General features: G+C 64.5%; 17 protein-coding genes. 9 read left to right on the forward strand and 8 right to left on the reverse strand.

Annotated features, from left to right (window positions below; genetic code table 11):
• Positions 1-16 precede the first annotated feature (16 nt).
• The 4 genes from MQW79_RS10805 to MQW79_RS10820 all read left to right on the forward strand — a co-directional run bounded on the left by MQW79_RS10805 (position 17) and on the right by MQW79_RS10820 (position 3,289).
• Positions 17-868 (forward strand): fumarylacetoacetate hydrolase family protein, encoded by an 852-nt coding sequence (locus tag MQW79_RS10805; protein WP_476584489.1) that lies wholly within the window; start codon positions 17-19, stop codon positions 866-868.
• A gap of 216 nt (positions 869-1,084) precedes the next feature.
• Entirely contained in the window at positions 1,085-2,671 is a 1,587-nt protein-coding gene (locus MQW79_RS10810) for an L-aspartate oxidase (protein ID WP_476584490.1), read from the forward strand.
• Between the two features lie 53 nt (positions 2,672-2,724).
• Entirely contained in the window at positions 2,725-3,000 is a 276-nt protein-coding gene (locus MQW79_RS10815; protein ID WP_476584491.1) for a type II toxin-antitoxin system ParD family antitoxin, read from the forward strand.
• On the forward strand, positions 2,990-3,289 hold the full coding sequence (locus MQW79_RS10820; RefSeq protein ID WP_476584492.1) for a type II toxin-antitoxin system RelE/ParE family toxin: 300 nt from the start codon (positions 2,990-2,992) through the stop codon (positions 3,287-3,289). Before MQW79_RS10815 ends, MQW79_RS10820 begins: the two co-directional genes overlap by 11 nt.
• A 3-nt stretch (positions 3,290-3,292) precedes the next feature.
• Here the strand turns inward: MQW79_RS10820 and MQW79_RS10825 are convergent, their stop codons facing one another.
• Positions 3,293-4,168: a c-type cytochrome gene (locus MQW79_RS10825; RefSeq protein WP_476584493.1), complete on the reverse strand. Its 876-nt coding sequence runs from the start codon at positions 4,166-4,168 to the stop codon at positions 3,293-3,295.
• A 67-nt stretch (positions 4,169-4,235) separates the two neighbouring features.
• Positions 4,236-5,186, reverse strand: a complete 951-nt coding sequence (locus tag MQW79_RS10830; protein WP_476584494.1) for a carbohydrate kinase family protein — start codon at positions 5,184-5,186, stop codon at positions 4,236-4,238.
• Positions 5,187-5,380: 194 nt separating this feature from the next.
• On the opposite strand from MQW79_RS10830, the gene MQW79_RS10835 reads away from it, so the two are divergent.
• Both MQW79_RS10835 and MQW79_RS10840 read left to right on the forward strand, forming a co-directional pair.
• A complete protein-coding gene (locus MQW79_RS10835) occupies positions 5,381-5,959 on the forward strand; it encodes a TRAP transporter small permease subunit (protein ID WP_476584495.1) in 579 nt (192 codons plus the stop codon).
• Positions 5,959-7,350, forward strand: a complete 1,392-nt coding sequence (locus tag MQW79_RS10840; protein ID WP_476584496.1) for a TRAP transporter large permease — start codon at positions 5,959-5,961, stop codon at positions 7,348-7,350. The genes MQW79_RS10835 and MQW79_RS10840 overlap by 1 nt, the downstream gene beginning before the upstream one ends.
• An 85-nt stretch (positions 7,351-7,435) precedes the next feature.
• On the opposite strand, the gene MQW79_RS10845 is transcribed toward MQW79_RS10840, so the two are convergent.
• From MQW79_RS10845 to MQW79_RS10865, 5 genes are all read right to left on the reverse strand, one after another.
• On the reverse strand, positions 7,436-9,568 hold the full coding sequence (locus tag MQW79_RS10845; protein WP_476584497.1) for a histidine kinase dimerization/phosphoacceptor domain -containing protein: 2,133 nt from the start codon (positions 9,566-9,568) through the stop codon (positions 7,436-7,438).
• A gap of 150 nt (positions 9,569-9,718) precedes the next feature.
• Positions 9,719-10,204, reverse strand: coding sequence for a YbaN family protein (locus MQW79_RS10850; protein WP_476584498.1), 486 nt, complete (start codon positions 10,202-10,204; stop codon positions 9,719-9,721).
• A complete protein-coding gene (locus MQW79_RS10855) occupies positions 10,161-11,783 on the reverse strand; it encodes an ABC-F family ATP-binding cassette domain-containing protein (protein ID WP_476584499.1) in 1,623 nt (540 codons plus the stop codon). Before MQW79_RS10855 ends, MQW79_RS10850 begins: the two co-directional genes overlap by 44 nt.
• 510 nt (positions 11,784-12,293) lie before the next feature.
• Entirely contained in the window at positions 12,294-13,040 is a 747-nt protein-coding gene (locus MQW79_RS10860; protein WP_476584500.1) for an SRPBCC family protein, read from the reverse strand.
• A 144-nt stretch (positions 13,041-13,184) separates the two neighbouring features.
• Positions 13,185-14,285: a TRAP transporter substrate-binding protein gene (locus MQW79_RS10865; RefSeq protein WP_476584501.1), complete on the reverse strand. Its 1,101-nt coding sequence runs from the start codon at positions 14,283-14,285 to the stop codon at positions 13,185-13,187.
• Between the two features lie 244 nt (positions 14,286-14,529).
• On the opposite strand from MQW79_RS10865, the gene MQW79_RS10870 reads away from it, so the two are divergent.
• From MQW79_RS10870 to MQW79_RS10880, 3 genes are all read left to right on the forward strand, one after another.
• On the forward strand, positions 14,530-14,928 hold the full coding sequence (locus tag MQW79_RS10870) for a COG4315 family predicted lipoprotein (protein ID WP_476584502.1): 399 nt from the start codon (positions 14,530-14,532) through the stop codon (positions 14,926-14,928).
• A gap of 151 nt (positions 14,929-15,079) precedes the next feature.
• Positions 15,080-15,586, forward strand: a complete 507-nt coding sequence (locus MQW79_RS10875) for a sigma-70 family RNA polymerase sigma factor (RefSeq protein ID WP_476584503.1) — start codon at positions 15,080-15,082, stop codon at positions 15,584-15,586.
• Positions 15,583-16,383 carry an anti-sigma factor family protein gene (locus MQW79_RS10880; RefSeq protein ID WP_476584504.1) on the forward strand — a complete coding sequence of 267 codons (801 nt, stop codon included), beginning with the start codon at positions 15,583-15,585 and terminating at the stop codon, positions 16,381-16,383. Before MQW79_RS10875 ends, MQW79_RS10880 begins: the two co-directional genes overlap by 4 nt.
• A gap of 150 nt (positions 16,384-16,533) precedes the next feature.
• Here the strand turns inward: MQW79_RS10880 and MQW79_RS10885 are convergent, their stop codons facing one another.
• The gene (locus tag MQW79_RS10885) at positions 16,534-17,715 is read right to left on the reverse strand and encodes an alpha-hydroxy acid oxidase (protein WP_476584505.1); all 1,182 of its coding nucleotides are present in this window, start codon (positions 17,713-17,715) and stop codon (positions 16,534-16,536) included.
• Positions 17,716-17,842: the final 127 nt, after the last annotated feature.

The following is a 17,842-nucleotide window of genomic DNA, read 5'->3' on the forward strand; positions in this document are numbered from 1 at the left end:
CAGGAGGAGACCCGCCATGAAACTGCTTCGCGTCGGCGCCAGGGGCGCCGAAAAGCCCGCCATCCTTGCCGCTGACGGCTCGATCCGCGACCTCTCGGGCGTCGTCTCCGATATCGGCGGCGCCACTCTTCTGCCCGAGGGGCTCGCCAGGATCGCCGCCACGGACGTCAACGCCCTGCCGACCCTTTCGGCTTCCGAGCGCATCGGCCCCTGCGTAGCCAATGTGGGCAAATTCATCTGCATCGGCCTCAACTATGCCGACCACGCGGCCGAAACCGGCGCCAAGATTCCGGAAGAGCCGATCATCTTCATGAAGGCCACCAGTGCCATCATTGGCCCCAATGACGATGTCATCATCCCCAAGAACGCCATCAAGCCCGACTGGGAAGTCGAGCTGGCCGTCGTCATCGGCAAGGAAGCCCGCTATGTCGAGGAAGCCGACGCCATGGACCACGTGGCCGGCTATTGCGTCTGCAACGACATCTCCGAGCGCCACTTCCAGACCGAGCGCGGCGGCACCTGGGACAAGGGCAAGGGCGCCGACACTTTTGGCCCCATCGGCCCCTGGCTGGTCACCAGGGACGAAGTGGCCGATCCCCAGAACCTCGCCATGTGGCTCGAAGTCGATGGGCATCGCTACCAGAACGGCTCGACCAAAACGATGATCTTCGGCGTCGCCAAGATCGTCTCCTATGTCAGCCAGTTCATGAGCCTGCAGCCCGGCGACGTCATCACCACGGGCACCCCGCCCGGCGTCGGCATGGGCATCAAGCCCGAACCGGTCTGGCTCAAGCCCGGCAATGTCATGCATCTGGGTATCGAAGGCCTCGGCGAGCAGCGCCAGAACGTCAAGGCATACAGCGCCTGACCTTTCTTCCCCTCCCCCTTCTTCAGGGGGAGGCCGGGTGGGGGTATCACCCCAACCACAATACCATCCTCGGGCTTGACCCGAGGACCACTCAAAGCATCCACCGGATGACGAAAGGTCCTCGGATCAGGCCCGAGGGTGGCACGGTGGGTGTGAAGCTCCGCTTGCCCCCACTGTCGGCACAAGCTAAGCCCCTCCCATCTCAGGGAGGAACCTGTGACCACTTTCGACAACACGCTCAACGCCGATGGCGCCCTCATCGTCGGTGCCGGTCTCGCCGGCCTCTTCACCGCGTTGAAACTCGCGCCGCGCCCCGTCACCGTCCTGTCGCCAAAACCGCTCGGCACCGGGGCCTCGTCGGCCTGGGCCCAGGGTGGGGTCGCGGCAGCCATCGGCGCAGGCGACTCGTCCCACGCCCATGCGATTGACACCGAAATGGCCGGGGCCGGCATTGTCGATCACGGCATTGCCGAAAGCGTCACCTCGGAAGCCGTCGCCCGCATCGAGGACCTCGCGCGCTGGGGCACGCCGTTTGACCGCGACGATTTCGGCAATTTCGAACTGGGGCGCGAGGCCGCCCATTCGGCCAATCGCATCGTCAAGGTCGAGGGCGACCGCGCCGGCTGGGCCATCATGCAGGCCATTATCGCCCAGGTGCGGAAAACTCCGTCCATCCGCGTGGTCGAAGGCATTACCGCCCTGAGCCTGGCGCGCGACAATGGCCGCATTGTCGGCATCTATGGCCGCAAGCTCGGCGACCGCTATTCCGAGCCCGTTTTCATCCGCGCCCGCGCCACCGTGCTGGCCGCAGGGGGACTTGGCGGCCTCTATGCCGTCACCACCAATCCGCCGGGCGTGCGCGGCCACGCCATGGGCATGGCGGCCCGAGCCGGCGCCATCATCGCCGATCCCGAATTCGTGCAGTTTCATCCCACGGCCATTCTGACCCATGCCGATCCGGCCCCGCTCGCCACCGAGGCCCTGCGCGGCGAGGGGGCCATTCTGGTCAATGACCTGGGCGAGCGCTTCATGCCGGCAATCCACCCCGATGCCGAACTGGCGCCGCGTGATGTGGTCGCCCGCGCCAATTTTCGTCAGATCCAGTCCGGCCGGCGGGTCTTCCTCGATACCCGCGCGGCCCTGGGCGAGACCATTCTCACCCGCTTCCCCACGGTTTCGAAATACTGCCACGATGCCGGCATCGACCCGGTCGCGAACATGATCCCGGTCACCCCGGCCGCCCATTTCCACATGGGTGGGGTCAAGGTGGATGAACGCGGCCGCTCGTCCCTTCCCGGCCTCTGGGTCTGCGGCGAGGCCTCCTGCACCGGGCTTCACGGCGCCAATCGCCTCGCCTCCAACTCCCTGCTCGAAGCCGTTGTCTATGGCGCCCGCATTGCCGAAGACATTGGCGGGCTCGAAGCGCAGCGCGATCTCTCCCCATTCCGGGGCATCGAATGGGATGAGGAAGAGGGCAACAAGGCCGAGACCGTGTTGCGCAACACCGTCGCCGTCCAGGATCTGCGGCGCATCATGACCGACCTCGTCGGGGTCGAGCGCGACGCCCACGGCCTGCGCCAGGCCCTGAGGCGCATCGCCCACCTTGAAGCGACCGCAGAGCAGGTCACTACCGCCTATCTCAACATGACCACTTCGGCCACCCTGGTCGCCGCTGCCGCGCTCAGGCGCACCGAAAGCCGGGGCGGCCATTTCCGCACCGACTTCCCCGATCCGAGCGGGGATTGGGAACACCATACCGAGATGACCCTGGGCGAAGCCCTCGCCATTCGCGCCGGGGCTTGAAGGGGCGATGCTCCGATCCTATCATTAAATGATATTGAGATCGGAGCCCGACCATGCCTTCCAGCTATTCCATCGGCGACCACTATGAAGCCTTCGCCAAGGACCTCGTGGCCTCCGGCCGCTATGCCAGCGTCAGCGAAGTCCTCCGCGACGGCCTGCGGCTCATGGAAGAGCGCGAAGCCCTCCGCGCCTGGAAGCTCAACGAACTGAAAAAGGCAATCCAGGAAGGGCTCGACAGCGGGGAGCCCGAGCCATGGGAAGGCGCGGACTATATCAAGGCCGAAGGCCGTCGCCTGTTGGCCGAACGCAAGAAATCAAATGCCGCATAAGGTCACGCGGCTTCCCAGGGCGCTTTCCGACGCCCTGGAGATTTGGTTGCGAATTGCCGCTGACAACATGTCGGCGGCTGACACCGCCACCGATCGACTGGATGTGGCGATAGACAAACTGGCAGACTATCCCGAACTCGGCCCCGAGCGCCCCAACCTTGGTCATGGCATACGGATATTGCCAGTGTCCAACGTGACGATCGTGTACCGCGTGATCTCCGGTCAGGTCGAAATCGTCCGCATCCTCCACGCCGCCCGCGACATCACGCCGGACCTGCTGTCCGAATAGACCTCACTCCGTCAGCAGATAGGTCGCCAGCGCCGTCAGATCCGCGTCGGTCCAGTGCGAGGTCGAGTCGGTGATGACCTCGGCCATGGTGCTGCCCAGAACGTCAAAGCCCGGCGTGAACCCGTCCTTGAGGGTCTGGACCAGCGTCGGCACGTCATAGCCTTTATCCGCCAGCGCCGCCGCCGTGATGTCGGGCGCGCGCCCCCCGGTACCGCCGGGAGAACCGGACAGCGCCCTGTCCCAGTCGAGGGCTCCCAGGGCATTGCGCGGCGTATGGCAGGCCACGCAATGGGCGGGGCCATAGGCCAGGTACTTGCCGCGATTGTAGATCTCGTCCTGTCCTGCCGCCGGCTCGAAGCGATCAGGGGAAAAGAACAGGTTCTGCCAGCCGGCCATGGCGAGGCGGATATTGAACGGGAACGGGATCTGGCTTTCTGCCGCCGGCGTCGCCACCGGCTCTGTCGCCATGAGGGCCGCGTAGAGGTCGGCGACCTCCTGGTCGCTCATCAACGTGTAGTTCTCGTAGGGGAAGGCCGGGTAGAGGTGCCCCTCCGGCCCCATGCCATTGCTCATCGCCTCTGAAAACTGCGCCAGGGTCCACCGGCCGATGCCGGCCTGCGGATCGGAGGTAATATTGGGCGGCACAAAGGTGCCGAATGCAGTCACGAGGCCGACGCCCCCGGCCAGTTCCGGCCCGCCCGACGCCGCATCGGTATGGCAGGCCACGCAGCCGCCAAGCCGCATCACATAGGCGCCGCGCGCTGCGTCGCCGGCCAGCGTCAGGTCGCGTTCAGGGCCCGTCACCGGCCTGAGGAAATAGGCCGCGGCCGCCGTGCCGACCAGCGCCATGGCCAATAATGCCCACCAGCTCTTTTGCATGCCCCGCCCCGCCTGAACCCGCCCGGATCAGAGCAGAGGCGCAAGATATTGGCAACTAACGCTTCTGTCAGGCAGCTGCGCCCAGAACCGCGTCCACTTCGGCGCGGCTAGGCGGCTGGCATCCCTTGCGGCCACAATTGATTCCGGCCACGACAGCGCCAAAGCGCAGCGTCGTCTCCAGCGCCGCTTTGTCGAGCGTACCGAGCACGCCAAACTTGAGGGCGCCCGTCTCGTGGAGCCAGGTCAGGATGCCCGCCATCAGGCTGTCGCCGGCGCCCACCGTGTCGCCGAAGACCGGTGGCGCAAAAATGCCCGCCTCGGCGCTGGCCACGTTGGAATAGGCGCGGCTGCCATGCTCGCCCAAAGTCACCACGACCAGTTCGCAATTGGGCAGGCCGAGCAGGCTTTTGGCGTGCTCGTCAATGCTCATGCCCGGCTCCAGCCACTCATGGTCCTCTTCCGAGAGCTTGATGATATGGGCCAGGTCGAGGAAGTCGGCGAGCCGCCGGCGATAGCCCGCTTCATCGTCCACCAGCTTGTCGCGCACATTGATGTCGATGGAAATGGTAGCGCCCCGGCCGATGGCGGCCTTGACCACGGCCATCCATTTTTCGGCGTCTTCGGCGAGGATCGGCGCAAAGCCGCCAATCTGGTAGAGCTCGAGCATCTCCGGCAGTGCCGCCAGCAGACCTTCGCGGGTAAAGGCCCGGTCGGCATGGCGCTCGAAGACGTAGCTGGCCTGCATCTTGTCGTTGAAGCTGACAATGGCCTTGGTCGTGGGCTCGGGCACACGCTCCCCAAGCAGTACCTCGACCCCGGCCTCGTTCAGCGGCTTGAGCAGCAGGTCGCCGTACTGGTCCTGGCTGATCGGGCACAGAAAGCCCGTCTCGTTGCCCAGCTTGCTCAGGGCAATGGCGCAGTTGAAGGGCGATCCGCCCGCCAGGGCGACGCGTTCGGCGCCCGGTGCGTTGGAAACCGGCACCAGATCAATCAGGCTCTCGCCACCCACCACGAACATGCCAACCTCCCCAAGCACTGCGATTGGGTGGCTGCATACCACTTTCGTCTGATAAGTCACCAGGCCCGGGGGCTGCAACGGCCGAAAACGCCCAGTAATCCGTTGACCCACCGGGCGGATAATGCTCAATCGACGACAGGATAAGGCGCGCAAAAGCGCCACTATGTCGTTGGGAAAAGGGGAGGCGCTCTATCATGCAAGCGCTTGCCGTGCTGGTCCGGATGATCAGCGGTCTGAACTGGCTGGTTGGCCAGATCCTGGCCTGGCTCGCACTGGGCTGCGTGCTGGTCTGCTTTGCCGTCGTGGTGCAGCGCTACGCTTTCAGCACCTCGACCCTGTGGATGCAGGACCTCTATGTCTGGCTCGGCGGGGCCATGTTTACCGGAGTCGCCGGCTTTGCGCTGATGCGCAATGACCATGTGCGTGTCGACGTGTTCTACCGCCCCGCCTCGGTGCGCTGGAAGGCCACGGCCGATCTGATCGGCGTCTGCCTCTTTCTCCTGCCCTTCATCTACGTCGTGTGGACCTACGCCTTCCCCGCCGTCGCGCGATCCTGGGGCTATTACGAAGGCTCGGCCAATATCGGTGGCATGCCGGGCCTGTTCATCCTCAAGACCTTCATTCTGGTTTTCGCCGTTCTCGTGGGCCTGCAGGGCATCGCCATGGCCGCCCGCTCCATCCTGGTGCTGGCAGGCAAGGAGGACCTCCTGCCCCCGCATCTGCGCTATGAGCGCCAGCCCGAGACCGAACACCCGACCGGAGAGATCGCCTGATGGATCCCGTACTTCTTGGCGAGATTCTCTCCGCCCTCATGTTCTTCGGCGTCATCGGCGTGCTCATGCTGGGCTTTCCGGTGGCCTTTTCGCTGGCCGGCACGGCCCTGATCTTCGGCCTCGTGGGCTGGTGGCTGGGCGTCTACGACCCGTCCAATTACGGCTCGCTGGCCGGCCGCTATATCGGCCTGATGACCAATGAAGTGCTGGTCGCCGTGCCGCTCTTCATCTTCATGGGTGTCATCCTCGAGCGCTCCGGCATTGCCGAACAGCTCCTGCTCACCATGGGCAAGCTCTTCGGCAATCTGCGCGGGGGCCTTGCCCTCTCGGTGGTCGTGGTGGGCGCCCTGCTTGCCGCATCCACCGGCGTTGTCGGTGCCACCGTGGTCACCATGGGCCTCATCTCCCTGCCCGCCATGCTGCGCGCCGGTTATGATCCCAAGCTCGCCACCGGCGTCATCGCCGCCTCGGGCACGCTGGGCCAGATCATCCCGCCCTCGACCGTGCTCATCTTCATGGGCGACATGCTGGCCGGCATCAATGCTCAGGTGCAGATGGAAAAGGGCAATTTCGCGCCCGAGCCGGTCTCGGTCGGCGCGCTGTTTGCCGGCGCCATCATTCCCGGCCTGCTGCTGGTGGGGCTCTATGCGCTCTTCATCATCTTCAAGGCCTGGCGCGACCCGGCATCCTGCCCGGCCACTCCGGTTCCGGAAAATGAAAAGCAGCATCTGCTGCGCGAGGTGGTCACCGCGCTGATCCCGCCGCTGCTGCTCATCCTGGCCGTCCTCGGCTCGATCCTGGGCGGCATTGCCACCCCGACGGAAGCCGCCTCGGTGGGTTCGGTCGGCGCCATGATCCTGGCCGTGCTGCGGCGTCGCCTCGATTTCGGCATTCTCCGGCAGGCTGTCATCTCCACTGCCACCATCACCTCGATGGTCTTCATCATCCTGTTCGGCGCAGCGGTATTCTCCATCGTCTTCCGCATGATGGGCGGCGACAACCTGGTGCACGAATTCCTGTCCTCCATGCCGGGCGGGGCCATCGGCGCCATGATCATCGTCATGCTGATCATGTTCCTGCTGGGCTTCATCCTCGACACATTCGAGATCATCTTCATCGTCATCCCGATCACGGCCCCCGTGCTTCTGGCGCTCGATGTCGATCCGATCTGGCTCGGTGTCATGGTGGGCGTGAACCTGCAGACCAGCTTCCTGACCCCGCCCTTCGGCTTCGCGCTGTTCTACCTGCGTGGCGTCGCCAGTGCGGCCGTGTCGACCGGCATGATCTACCGGGGCGCCGTGCCCTTCGTGATCCTGCAGCTCATCGCCATCATCCTCCTGTTCATGTTCCCGCAGCTCATCACCTGGCTACCGGGCATGCTCTACCGGTGAGGCGGGCCCACAAGGCAATGCCATAATGAAGCGGGGCCGGATGGCATTCCATCCGGCCCCGCTCTATTCCAGCAGCGCTCGCTGGCTAATCCCCCCGTCCCAGATCGCTGGCCGCCATGATCGGCGCCTTCAGCGACACCTTGAGGCCAGGGACGTTATCCTCCTGCTCCAGCGTCCCGCCCAGTGTCTGCACCAGGGAAGCCAGCATCCGCGAGCCGAAGCCGGTGCCCTGGGTCTCTCCCGCTGCCCCCCCGCCCCGATCCGAGACCACGAGGCGCATGCTGTCGCGGAACTGGTCGAGCCGCACATGCAGCGGCCCCGGCTGTCCGCCATAGGCATATTTGGAGGCATTGACGATGAGCTCGTTCACGATCAGGCCAACCCGCACCGCCCGGTCGGTGCTGATCAATACCGGCGCCAGGTCGGTCACCAGGTTCTCGTCCCAGTCCGCGTCCATGCTGGTGCGCAATTCGGCGACCAGCTCGCTGAGATAGCGCGACAAGTCCACCACCCGGACGCTGTCATCCTGGTAGAGCCGGCGATGCACGAGGCCCACGGCCATCAGCCGCTGCTCTGCCGCTGCCAGTTGCTCCTGCGCCTCGGGACCGGCAGTGCGGGCCTGCATCCTGAGGAAGGCCGCCACCAGCGACAGGCTGTTCTGCACCCGGTGGTTGACCTCCTTGAGCAGGTAGTCCTTCTGCTCGACCAGGATCTGGTTTTCTCTGAGGCTCGTCGTCAGTTCCCGGTTGAGCTGGCGCATGCGCCGGTTGTTGCGCGCCTCCAGCATCAGCTTGACGATGCGCTGCGCCGATTCCACCTCGGCATGGGTCCATTCACTGGAGCGTCCCTTGACGCTTTCCGACCAGGCCTCGAACGAGGTCCGCGGCTGCAATTGTGCCTGCGGATCGTTGGGCACGTCCTTGTGCGGATTGCCGGCCCATTTGACCACCTGTAACTGCTCGGCCCGGAACCACATGAGAATGGTCGGCACCTCGGTCGACATGGTCACGGCCAGGACACCGCTGGCCACGTCGGCAAAGACCTTCGCTTCCGGCATGATCGTACCGAGGCTGCTTGATACGATAGGCTTGATGGCGCCCGGCTCGCGCACGAACTCGGCCACTGCGCGGACGTCCGCTTCCGCCGGACACTTGCCGATGCAGAACAGGTCCCTGCCCTGCACCGCGGCAAAGCCATCGGCCTGCAGCAGGTTGGCCAGTTCCTTGCCCGAATTGGCAAAGAAATCCGCCAGCCGCTCATCCGAGCCCAGCCGCCCCACCACCACATCCTCCTGCCCGCGCAGGCGGATCCGTTCGCGGAAGAGCTGCCGGTCATCGCGCGCCTTGACCTGCCGTGCCAGCGCCGAGGCCACGGTCTGGCAGGCCAGCCGCGTCGTCAGCGACAGCGGCCTTGGCTCATGATGATGGCAGGCGATCAGCCCCCAGAGCATGTTGTCATTGACGATGGACATTGAGGCCGAGGCGGCCACGCCCATATTCTTGAGGTATTGCAGATGCACGGGCGAGACGCTGCGCAGCGTGGAATCGCTCATGTCGATCTGGCTGAGACCGCTCGAGGCGCTGCGCACCGCGGCCGGCGTATAATGCACGTCGGCAATCACCCGCACCTTGTTGCGCACATAGAGCGCCCGCGCCTGCTTGGGAATGTCGGTGGCCGGAAAATGGTGGTTGAGAAAGCTGCTGGATTGGTCCGAAATCGCCTCGCCCAGCACCACGCCGGCATCGCCATCGACAAAGCGATAGATCATGACGCGGCTATAGCCGGTCAGCTCCTGGAATACCTTGGCGGCCTGGGTGCTGAGATCGGCCAGCGTGCCGGCCTGTTCGAGCCGCCCGCCCAGCGATTCAATTTCGGCCAGGACGGCGGCATCGAGCACTTGCGTGCCGGTCTTGTCAGTGAGCTCCACCACCAGATGCTCGCCGCTGCGATAGGCGACACAATCCTTGTCCGCCCCGTCGAAGCGCACATTGCCCACCACGATGATCCCCGACGCCGGCAGGCGCGGCACGATCTCGGACGCATGCTTGCCGATCAGCCGCTCGAGGCTCTCGCCCAGAACCGCGACCGGGCTCCCCGCCTCACCAACCACGACGCCCCTCGCATCGACGATCAGCATCACCCCGAAGGGCTGGATGGCGCCGGGAATGTGGATGGGTTCGCGGTCACAACCGGTCAGCGCGCTGGCGATGTCGTCCATTGGCCTTATCCTTGCCATTTGTCTGGGAACACGCCAGCTGCTGCTAGACGCCTTTTCGACATCGACCGTGGGCATGCCTGCCGGATCCGTCAATTGCACAATATTATATTGGGTGCCGATTCCGGCTCCCGACCCCAAATGTGATCGGCCTCAGGCTTCGGGAGCCGGCTCGGGCCGCGTCACCACGAAGACCGCAATGGCTCCCAGCGCCGCCGCCACCACTAGCGCCAGCCACAGGTCCGGCTTGGCCGTGATGAAAAACAGCGCAAAACCCAGCGCCATGCCGCCCAGCGAATAGAGTTTATGCCGACGCGCAATGGCGCCATTCTCGCGCCAGGCCACGATTGTCGGCCCGAAGCGGGGATGCTTGAGCAGCCATTCCTCGGCCCGGCGCGACGATCGCGCAAAGCACCAGGCGGCCAGGATGAGGAATGTCGTCGTGGGCATCAGCGGCACGAAGATACCGATGATGCCGAGGACAACGCACAGGCAGCCAAAGGCAAAATAGACGGGACGGAGGATTTTCAGGACCTGCGGGTTGGGGCGGTTGGGGACGAGCCGATCTAGCAGACTGTTAGCCCCGCCGTCGAGGTCAGCTCCGCAGGCCCGGCGCCTCCTGCCCGGTCGCCTGGACATATTCGGTATAGCCGCCACCATAGGCATGGACGCCTTCCGGGGTCAGCTCCAGCACCCGATTGCTGAGCGCGGCAAGGAAATGCCGGTCGTGGCTGACGAACAGCATCGTGCCCTCGAAATTGGACAGCGCCTCGATCAGCATCTGCTTGGTCTGGATATCGAGATGGTTGGTCGGCTCGTCGAGCACCAGGAAATTGGGCGGATCGAAAAGGATCAGGGCCATGGCGAGGCGGGCCTTCTCACCGCCCGACAGCACCCGGCATTTCTTCTCGATATCGTCGCCCGAAAACCCAAAACATCCGGCCAGCGCCCGCAGCGGCGCCTGTCCGGCCTGCGGGAAAGCTGCTTCCAGCGTCTGGAAAATCGTCATGTCACCATCGATGACATCCATGGCGTGCTGGGCGAAATAGCCGAGCTTGACGCTGGGGCCCCGCGACACCGAGCCGGCATCCGGCTCCGAGGCCCCGGCCACCAGTTTGAGCAGTGTCGACTTGCCGGCGCCATTGACGCCCAGGATGCACCAGCGCTCGCGCCGGCGCACATGGAAATCCAGCCCGTCATAGATGGAGCGGCTGCCATAGGCCTTCTTGACGCCCTCGATGCGGACAATGTCCTCGCCCGAGCGCGGCGCCGGGCGGAATTCGAAGGCAATGACCTGCCGGCGCTTGGGCGGCTCGACGCGGTCGATCTTGTCGAGCTTCTTCACCCGGCTCTGCACCTGTGCCGCATGGCTGGCGCGCGCCTTGAAGCGTTCGATAAAGGCGATTTCCTTGGCCAGCATGGCCTGCTGCCGCTCGAACTGGGCCTGCTGGTTGCGATCGGCAATTTCGCGCTGGCTCTGGTAGAAATCATAGTCGCCGGTATAGGACGTCAGCGTGCCGGCATCGATCTCGAGCACCTTGTTGACGATGCGGTTCATGAACTCGCGGTCATGCGAGGTCATCAGCAGCGCGCCCGAATAGTCTTTCAGGAACTGTTCGAGCCAGATCAGGCTCTCGAGGTCGAGATGGTTGCTCGGTTCGTCGAGCAGCAGCACGTCAGGCTTCATGAGAAGAATGCGGGCCAGCGCCACGCGCATCTTCCAGCCGCCGCTGAGCGCGCCCACATCGCCATCCATCATCTCATTGGAAAAGCCGAGGCCCGCCAGCACTTCGCGGGCCCGGCCATCGAGCGAATAGCCATCGAGCTCCTGGAACCGCCCCTGCACTTCGCCATAGCGCTCGATGATGGCGTCCATCTCGTCGGCCCTGTCGGGGTCGGCCATGGCGGCTTCCAGCCCAGCCATCTCGGCCATCAGCTCGCTGACCGGCCCGGCCCCGTTCATCACCTCGGCAACGACAGGCTTGCCCTCCATGTCGCCGACATCCTGGCTGAAATAGCCGATGGAAACGCCCCGATCGACCGAGACCTGGCCCTCATCCGGGCTTTCCTCGCCGGTGACCATGCGGAACAGCGTCGTCTTGCCCGCGCCATTGGGCCCCACAAGGCCGATCTTCTCGCCCTTCTGCAACGAAGCCGAGGCCTCGATGAAAACGATCTGCTTGCCGTTCTGCTTGGAAATGGATTCGAGACGGATCATGAAACGTGGTGCCTGCTGAACGACCGGTCCTTCGCCCCTCCCCCTTCTTCAGGGGGAGGTTGGGTGGGGGTCCCGGCCATGCGGTAAAAATCAGCCGCTCCTAAAGCATCCCCCGCCCGTTCGAGCAACCCCGCCACAAAATCGTCAGCCATGCACGGTGGTCGCAGGGCGAATCGCTCAGCTGACAAGTCCACCTCAGAGGGGCGCTTTCCCCGTTGTTCCCAGAGTTCACAGGCGGGCACTTGAATCCTGGCCGCGCTTGCAGATCGAGCAAGACTCACGACGTCAAATTAAGTCATGCCGTAAGTATCTCAACGCCTTCGGAGTCCCAATTATGGGAAAGTACAACCGTTACTCCCGCCGAAATCGTCGTCCCCTAGTTGTGGTTATCAACAACCCGCCACCGCCACCGCGTCCTGCCAACCATTGGCCAAAAGCTATTGCCGTACTTGGCAGCATTATGGCTGGATGGCTCAAATGGGGCGGCGGGACGCAGGGGTGATCGAGGTATCAAGCCTCCGCCTTCGCATACCTCTCCCCCCACCAGTCTTTCCACCGCGCCTCCAGCGCCTCGAACTCCCCGTCCGACAGCCCATAGGTGGTGATCAGCACCGACCCGCCGCCATGGGGCCGCTTGGGCGAGACGCCCATGTCGGAAACGACAAGCAGCCCGTTGCCGAACTGCTCGACCACCAATGCCGTCTGGAAATGCGTCGTGTACCAGACCAGCCCCCGCGCATTGAGCCCGGTCGCCAGCGTGGCTGTATAGGGTCTACCCGCCCGGTAGGCCGCAGGGCCATCAAGCCCAAGTGCCGCGCTCGGTTCGCCCATGCCGGGCTTTGCCGCACCCGAAAGATAGATGGTCCGCCGCCCTTCGCCTTCGTGCAGTTCCAGCGCCAGCCGCAATTGCTGGAAGAAATTGACCCAGCCTTCCCTGATATCCTCGTAGACCCCATCCCAGTCGAGCGGGGCGCCGCCCGATCGCATCAGCCGCAACCGCGTGCCGCCGCCTTCTTCGCTGAGTTCGATGGCATCGCTCGACCCCTCCCACTCGCCGAACTGCACCACCCGTCTGGCCGCATCCAGCCTGGCATGGTCGAGGAAGATGAACTTGATCTCTTCCGCAAGGCTGGGCGCATCCCAGCCGAACCAGGTCTCGATCAGTTTCGGGTCGCGCACTGCCTCCCAGACGGCTTCGATGGGGGCTGCAATGGTGATGTCGACCACCACCTGCCTTCTATCGGGGCCTTCGTTCATTCTCGCTTCTCCTCTCGCGATGCGGGGCAGGCCATTTCATCAGGAAACCGGGCGCCCAAAAAGCAAAAAACCCCGCTGCCGCAGCAGCGAGGTCTCCAATCGTTGCTCGGTCCAGCGCACCGGAGCGCGCTGGACGAATAAGCTTTAGCTCAGCGTGAAGTACTTCTGGCGCGCGGCCAGGAACAGCGAGTCGGTGCCGTCGGTCTTTTCACGCACGATGTTGAGCGCCGAGATGAAGCTTTCGGCGGTCTTCTTGGTGAGGGCGTCGCCGCCTTCGCGGATTTCGCTCAGCAATTCGGTCGCGGCCTTGGCGCCGGCCTCGAGGATTTCCTCGGGGAACTGACGCACGGTCACGCCATGCTCGCTGACCAGGGCCTGCAGGGCACGCGGGTCATTGGCGGCGAAGTCGGCGGCTACATTGTCATATTCGGCTTGGCAGCAATCCCTGACGATCGCCTGCAGGTCTTCCGGCAGCGCCTGGTACTTGGCCTTGTCGACAACCAGTTCGGTGGCCAGGCCCGGCTCGATGAAGCTGGGGAAGTAGTAGTTTTTGGCGATCTGGTAGAAGCCCAGCGCCAGGTCGTTATAGGGACCGACGAATTCGGCGGCATCCAGCGTGCCCGACTGCAGCGCGGCGAAAATTTCGCCGGCGGCAAGGTTGGTCACCGAAGCGCCGAGCTTGGCCCAGACCTGGCCACCAAGGCCGGGGGTGCGGAAGCGCAGGCCCTGCACGTCGGACACACCGGTCAGCTCGTTCTTGAACCAGCCACCGGCCTGGGTGCCGGTATCGCCCGACAGGAACCCCTGCACGCCGAACTGGTCGTAGATTTCGTCCCAGATTTCCTGGCCACCCATGTGGCGGACCCAGCCGGTCAGCTCGCGGCTGGTCATGCCATAGGGCACACCGGTGAAGAAGGAGAGACCCTGGCTCTTGTTCTGCCAGTAATAGGCAGCGCCGTGGCTCATTTCAGCCGAGCCGTCGATCACGGCATCCAGCGCCTGCAGGCCCGGCACCATTTCGCCGGCGGCAAAGACCTGAATGGTCAGGCGACCGCCCGAAGCCTTGGTGATGCGGTCGGCAAGGCGCTGCGCGCCCACGCCCAGCCCCGGGAAATTCTTCGGCCAGGTGGTCACCATGCGCCAGGTCACATTGCCCTGGGCGATCGCCGGGGTCGCCAGCGTGGCCGCAGCGGCGGCGCCGATCGTGGCAACCGAAGCCTGCTTGAAGAATTCACGTCTTTTCATTGGGTTTCCTCCCGAGAGACCAAGTCGTTTGTTTCACCCCAGAATCTGTGCCGATCCTCGGAATGCTTGGCGCTAACAAAGCAATCCGCGACGATCCTGTCCAGCATGTTGTTACAGCCCATAGCAAATTGCGCCCCACCGCCGCCCGCCTGTAAAAATCGCGCACGATCGGGATTAAGCGCGCGCCTGCGGTGTTGGTATCGGTGGAACCGCTTGAGCGGCTCCGCAACCGGAGGAATTTCCCATGCATATGCCTTCGCTTCTGGCCGGCGCCGCCGCGCTGGTTCTCTTCGCCGCCCCGGCCTTTGCCGCCGACTATCTGGGTGGCGCCGTCAAGTCCGTCGACATTGACGGCAAGATGGTGCTCACCGATGCCAATGGCATGACGCTCTACACTTTCGACAAGGACACCAATGGCGATGGCAAGAGCGTCTGCAACGACGACTGCGCCGTCAAATGGCCCCCGCTGATGGCCGATGCCGACGCTGCCCCCGAGGGCGACTTCACCATCGTTACCCGCGACGACGGCTCGACCATGTGGGCCTACAAGGGCTGGCCGCTCTACTACTGGTACGAGGACATGGCGGCCGGCGACATCAAGGGTGACGGCGTCGGCGGCGTCTGGCATCTTGCCATCGAGTAGAAACGCCTGCCGCGACTCCCCTTCTCCCCTTGTGGGAGACGTCGAGGCGACCGCCATCGCTCCAGTGGAGCGATGGCAGCCGATAAAGGCCCGAAGGGCCGGATGAGGGGTCTCGCTTTCCCAGGTTGCTGAACCATGGTTGAGGAAGGCAGTGGTCGATTTTCTCGACGAGCTTGAAGCCTGCATACCGGCGCTGCGCCGCTATGCCCGCGCGCTGACGCGCAGTGCCGACCATGCCGATGACCTCGTTCAGGACTGCCTCGAACGCGCCCTCGCCCGCCGCGGTCTCTTCCGTCCGCGCGGGCCCCTGCGCCCCTGGCTCTTCACCATCCTGACCAACCTGCACCGCAATGCCCGTCGCAGCGAACGCCGCCGCGGCGAGCCGCTGGACATCGACGCCCTGCCGGACCTTGGTGCGCCCGCGCCCCAGCCGGGACACCTGGCGCTTGTCGAACTCGATCGCGCCATTGGCACCCTGCCGCTTGACCAGAAGGAGGCCCTGCTGCTCGTTACCCTTGAAGGCCTTGCCTATGCCGAAGCCGCCACCATTCTGGACATTCCCCTGGGCACGCTGATGAGCCGGCTGGGCCGCGCCCGTGCCACCCTCAGGCAATTGACCGGCACGGCCCAGGAGCCGCATTTGAGGACCGTCAAATGAGCGAGATCACCCGCGACAGCTTGATGGCCTATATCGACGGGCAGCTCGACACGGCCGAGCGCGCCCGGATCGAGGCACATCTGGCCGCCAATCCCGATATTGCGCTTGAGCTCACCCAGCTCCAGCGCCAGGCCGATGCGATCCGGACGCTCTATGGGCCAGCCGCCAGCGAACCGGTGCCCCCGCGCCTCTCGCCCCATCGCCTGGCCGTGGCGCAGTCCCGCCAGCGCCGGCAGGGCATGGCCCGTGCCGCCATGATCGTCGGGGTTCTCGGCGTGGGCATGGTCGCCGGCTGGCTGCTGCGTCCGATGACGCAGACGCCGGCGCTGCACGACCGGCTCATTGCCGACGCCGTCAGCGCCCATACCGTCTATGTGGCCGAAAACCGCCATGCGGTGGAGGTCGCCGGTGCCGATACCGAGCACCTTTCCTCCTGGCTGTCCAATCGGCTCGAAACCGATCTGGTCATGCCGGACCTGGCCGCTGCTGGCCTCACCTTCCTCGGCGGACGCCTGCTGCCCGCCCCTGCCGTGCCCGGCGGCCGTGCGGCCCAGCTGATGTATGAGGATGATGCGGGCCAGCGCCTGACCCTCTACGTCACCCCTGCCACCGGCGCGAATGGCCCTGACCTCGAAACGGTGCAACTGGGCGCGGACAATGTGCTCTACTGGGCCAATGACATCATCACCTGCACCATCGTCGGCCCGCAATCGCCGTCGGACCTGCGGACCCTGGCCAACGCCGTTTTCGCGCAGCTGACCCCATCATCCACCGCGCCCGATTATCGCGAGTCATAGAGAGTTTCCCCTGCCCGTACCCATCACAACGCCGCCCTCGGGCTCGACCCGAGGGCCTGTCCCAGCGCACTCATGGCATCAGTTGGCGTGCCGAGTGGTCCTCGCGTCAAGCGCGAGGACGGATCAGTGGTTGGACCCGGTCCTGGGCCGTTACCCCCGCTTCGGTGCGTTTCTCGGCGGAATGTCGTTCGAATAGATGTTGTGCAGCCCGACATTGAGAATGTCGCGCTCGCCGCACAAGGCCATGGTCGTGTCGATCTCCTTGCGGATGATTTCGAGCACGCGGGACACACCGGCTTCCCCGCCGGCGCCCAGGCCATAGAGCATCGGCCGACCAATGAAGGTGGACCTGGCGCCAGTGGCCAGGGCCTTGATCACGTCCTGCCCCGAGCGGATACCGCTATCGAGATAGACCTCGGTCTTGCTTCCGACCCGGTCGACGATTTCGGGCAGCACGCGGATGGTCGAGGGCGCGCCATCGAGCTGGCGGCCGCCATGGTTGGACACCACGATGGCGTCGGCGCCGTTGTCGACAGCCGCCTGCGCGTCATCGGCGTCGAGCACGCCCTTGACGATGACAGGACCGCCAAAGCGCTCCTTGATCCATCTGACATCGCTCCAGTTGAGCGTCGGATCGAACTGGCTGGCGGTCCAGGCCGAGAGCGAGGCCAGGTCATGATCGCCGCCGACGTGACCCACGATATTGCGGAAGGTGTGGCGCCTGGTGCCCAGCATGCGCATGCACCAGAGCGGGTGCTGCATCATCTGCCAGACCGAATAGGGGGTGAATTTGGGCGGGGTGGACAGCCCGTTCTTGATATCCTTGTGGCGCTGCCCGAGGATCTGCAGGTCCATGGTGAGCACCAGCGCCGAACACTGTGCCGCCTTGGCGCGGTCGATCAGGCGATTGATGAAGTCACGGTCGCGCATCACGTAGAGCTGGAACCAGAACGGCGCCGTCGTATTCTCGGCAATGTCCTCGATCGAGCAGACACTCATGGTCGAGAGCGTGAAGGGAATGCCGAATTTTTCGGCCGCCCTGGCCGCCTTGATCTCGCCATCGGCCGTCTGCATGCCGCCGGTCGCCGCCGGAGCGATGGCGACCGGCATGGTGATCTCCTGGCCCAGCATCTTGACCTTGAGATTGCGCCCCTCAAGGTTCACGGCCACTTTCTGGTTGAGCTTGATCTTCGAAAAATCGCTCTCGTTCTCCCGATAGGTCCCCTCGGTATAGGAGCCGCTATCGGCATAGTCGAAGAACATTTTCGGCACCCGGCGATGCGCCAGACGCTTCATTTCCTCAACGGTGAGAACCTTGTCGATGGCGGTCATTTTGGGCGCTCCGGAATGCAGTCGGGCATGCCGTACCAACTAACATGTTAGCAGTCAATCTGCGTACAGCTGCCCGCCTCTGGCACCTGATCGGCACCAATACAGGGCCCCCTCGGGCTTGACCCGA

This window comes from Devosia sp. Micro-HW1 (genome assembly GCF_056341075.1).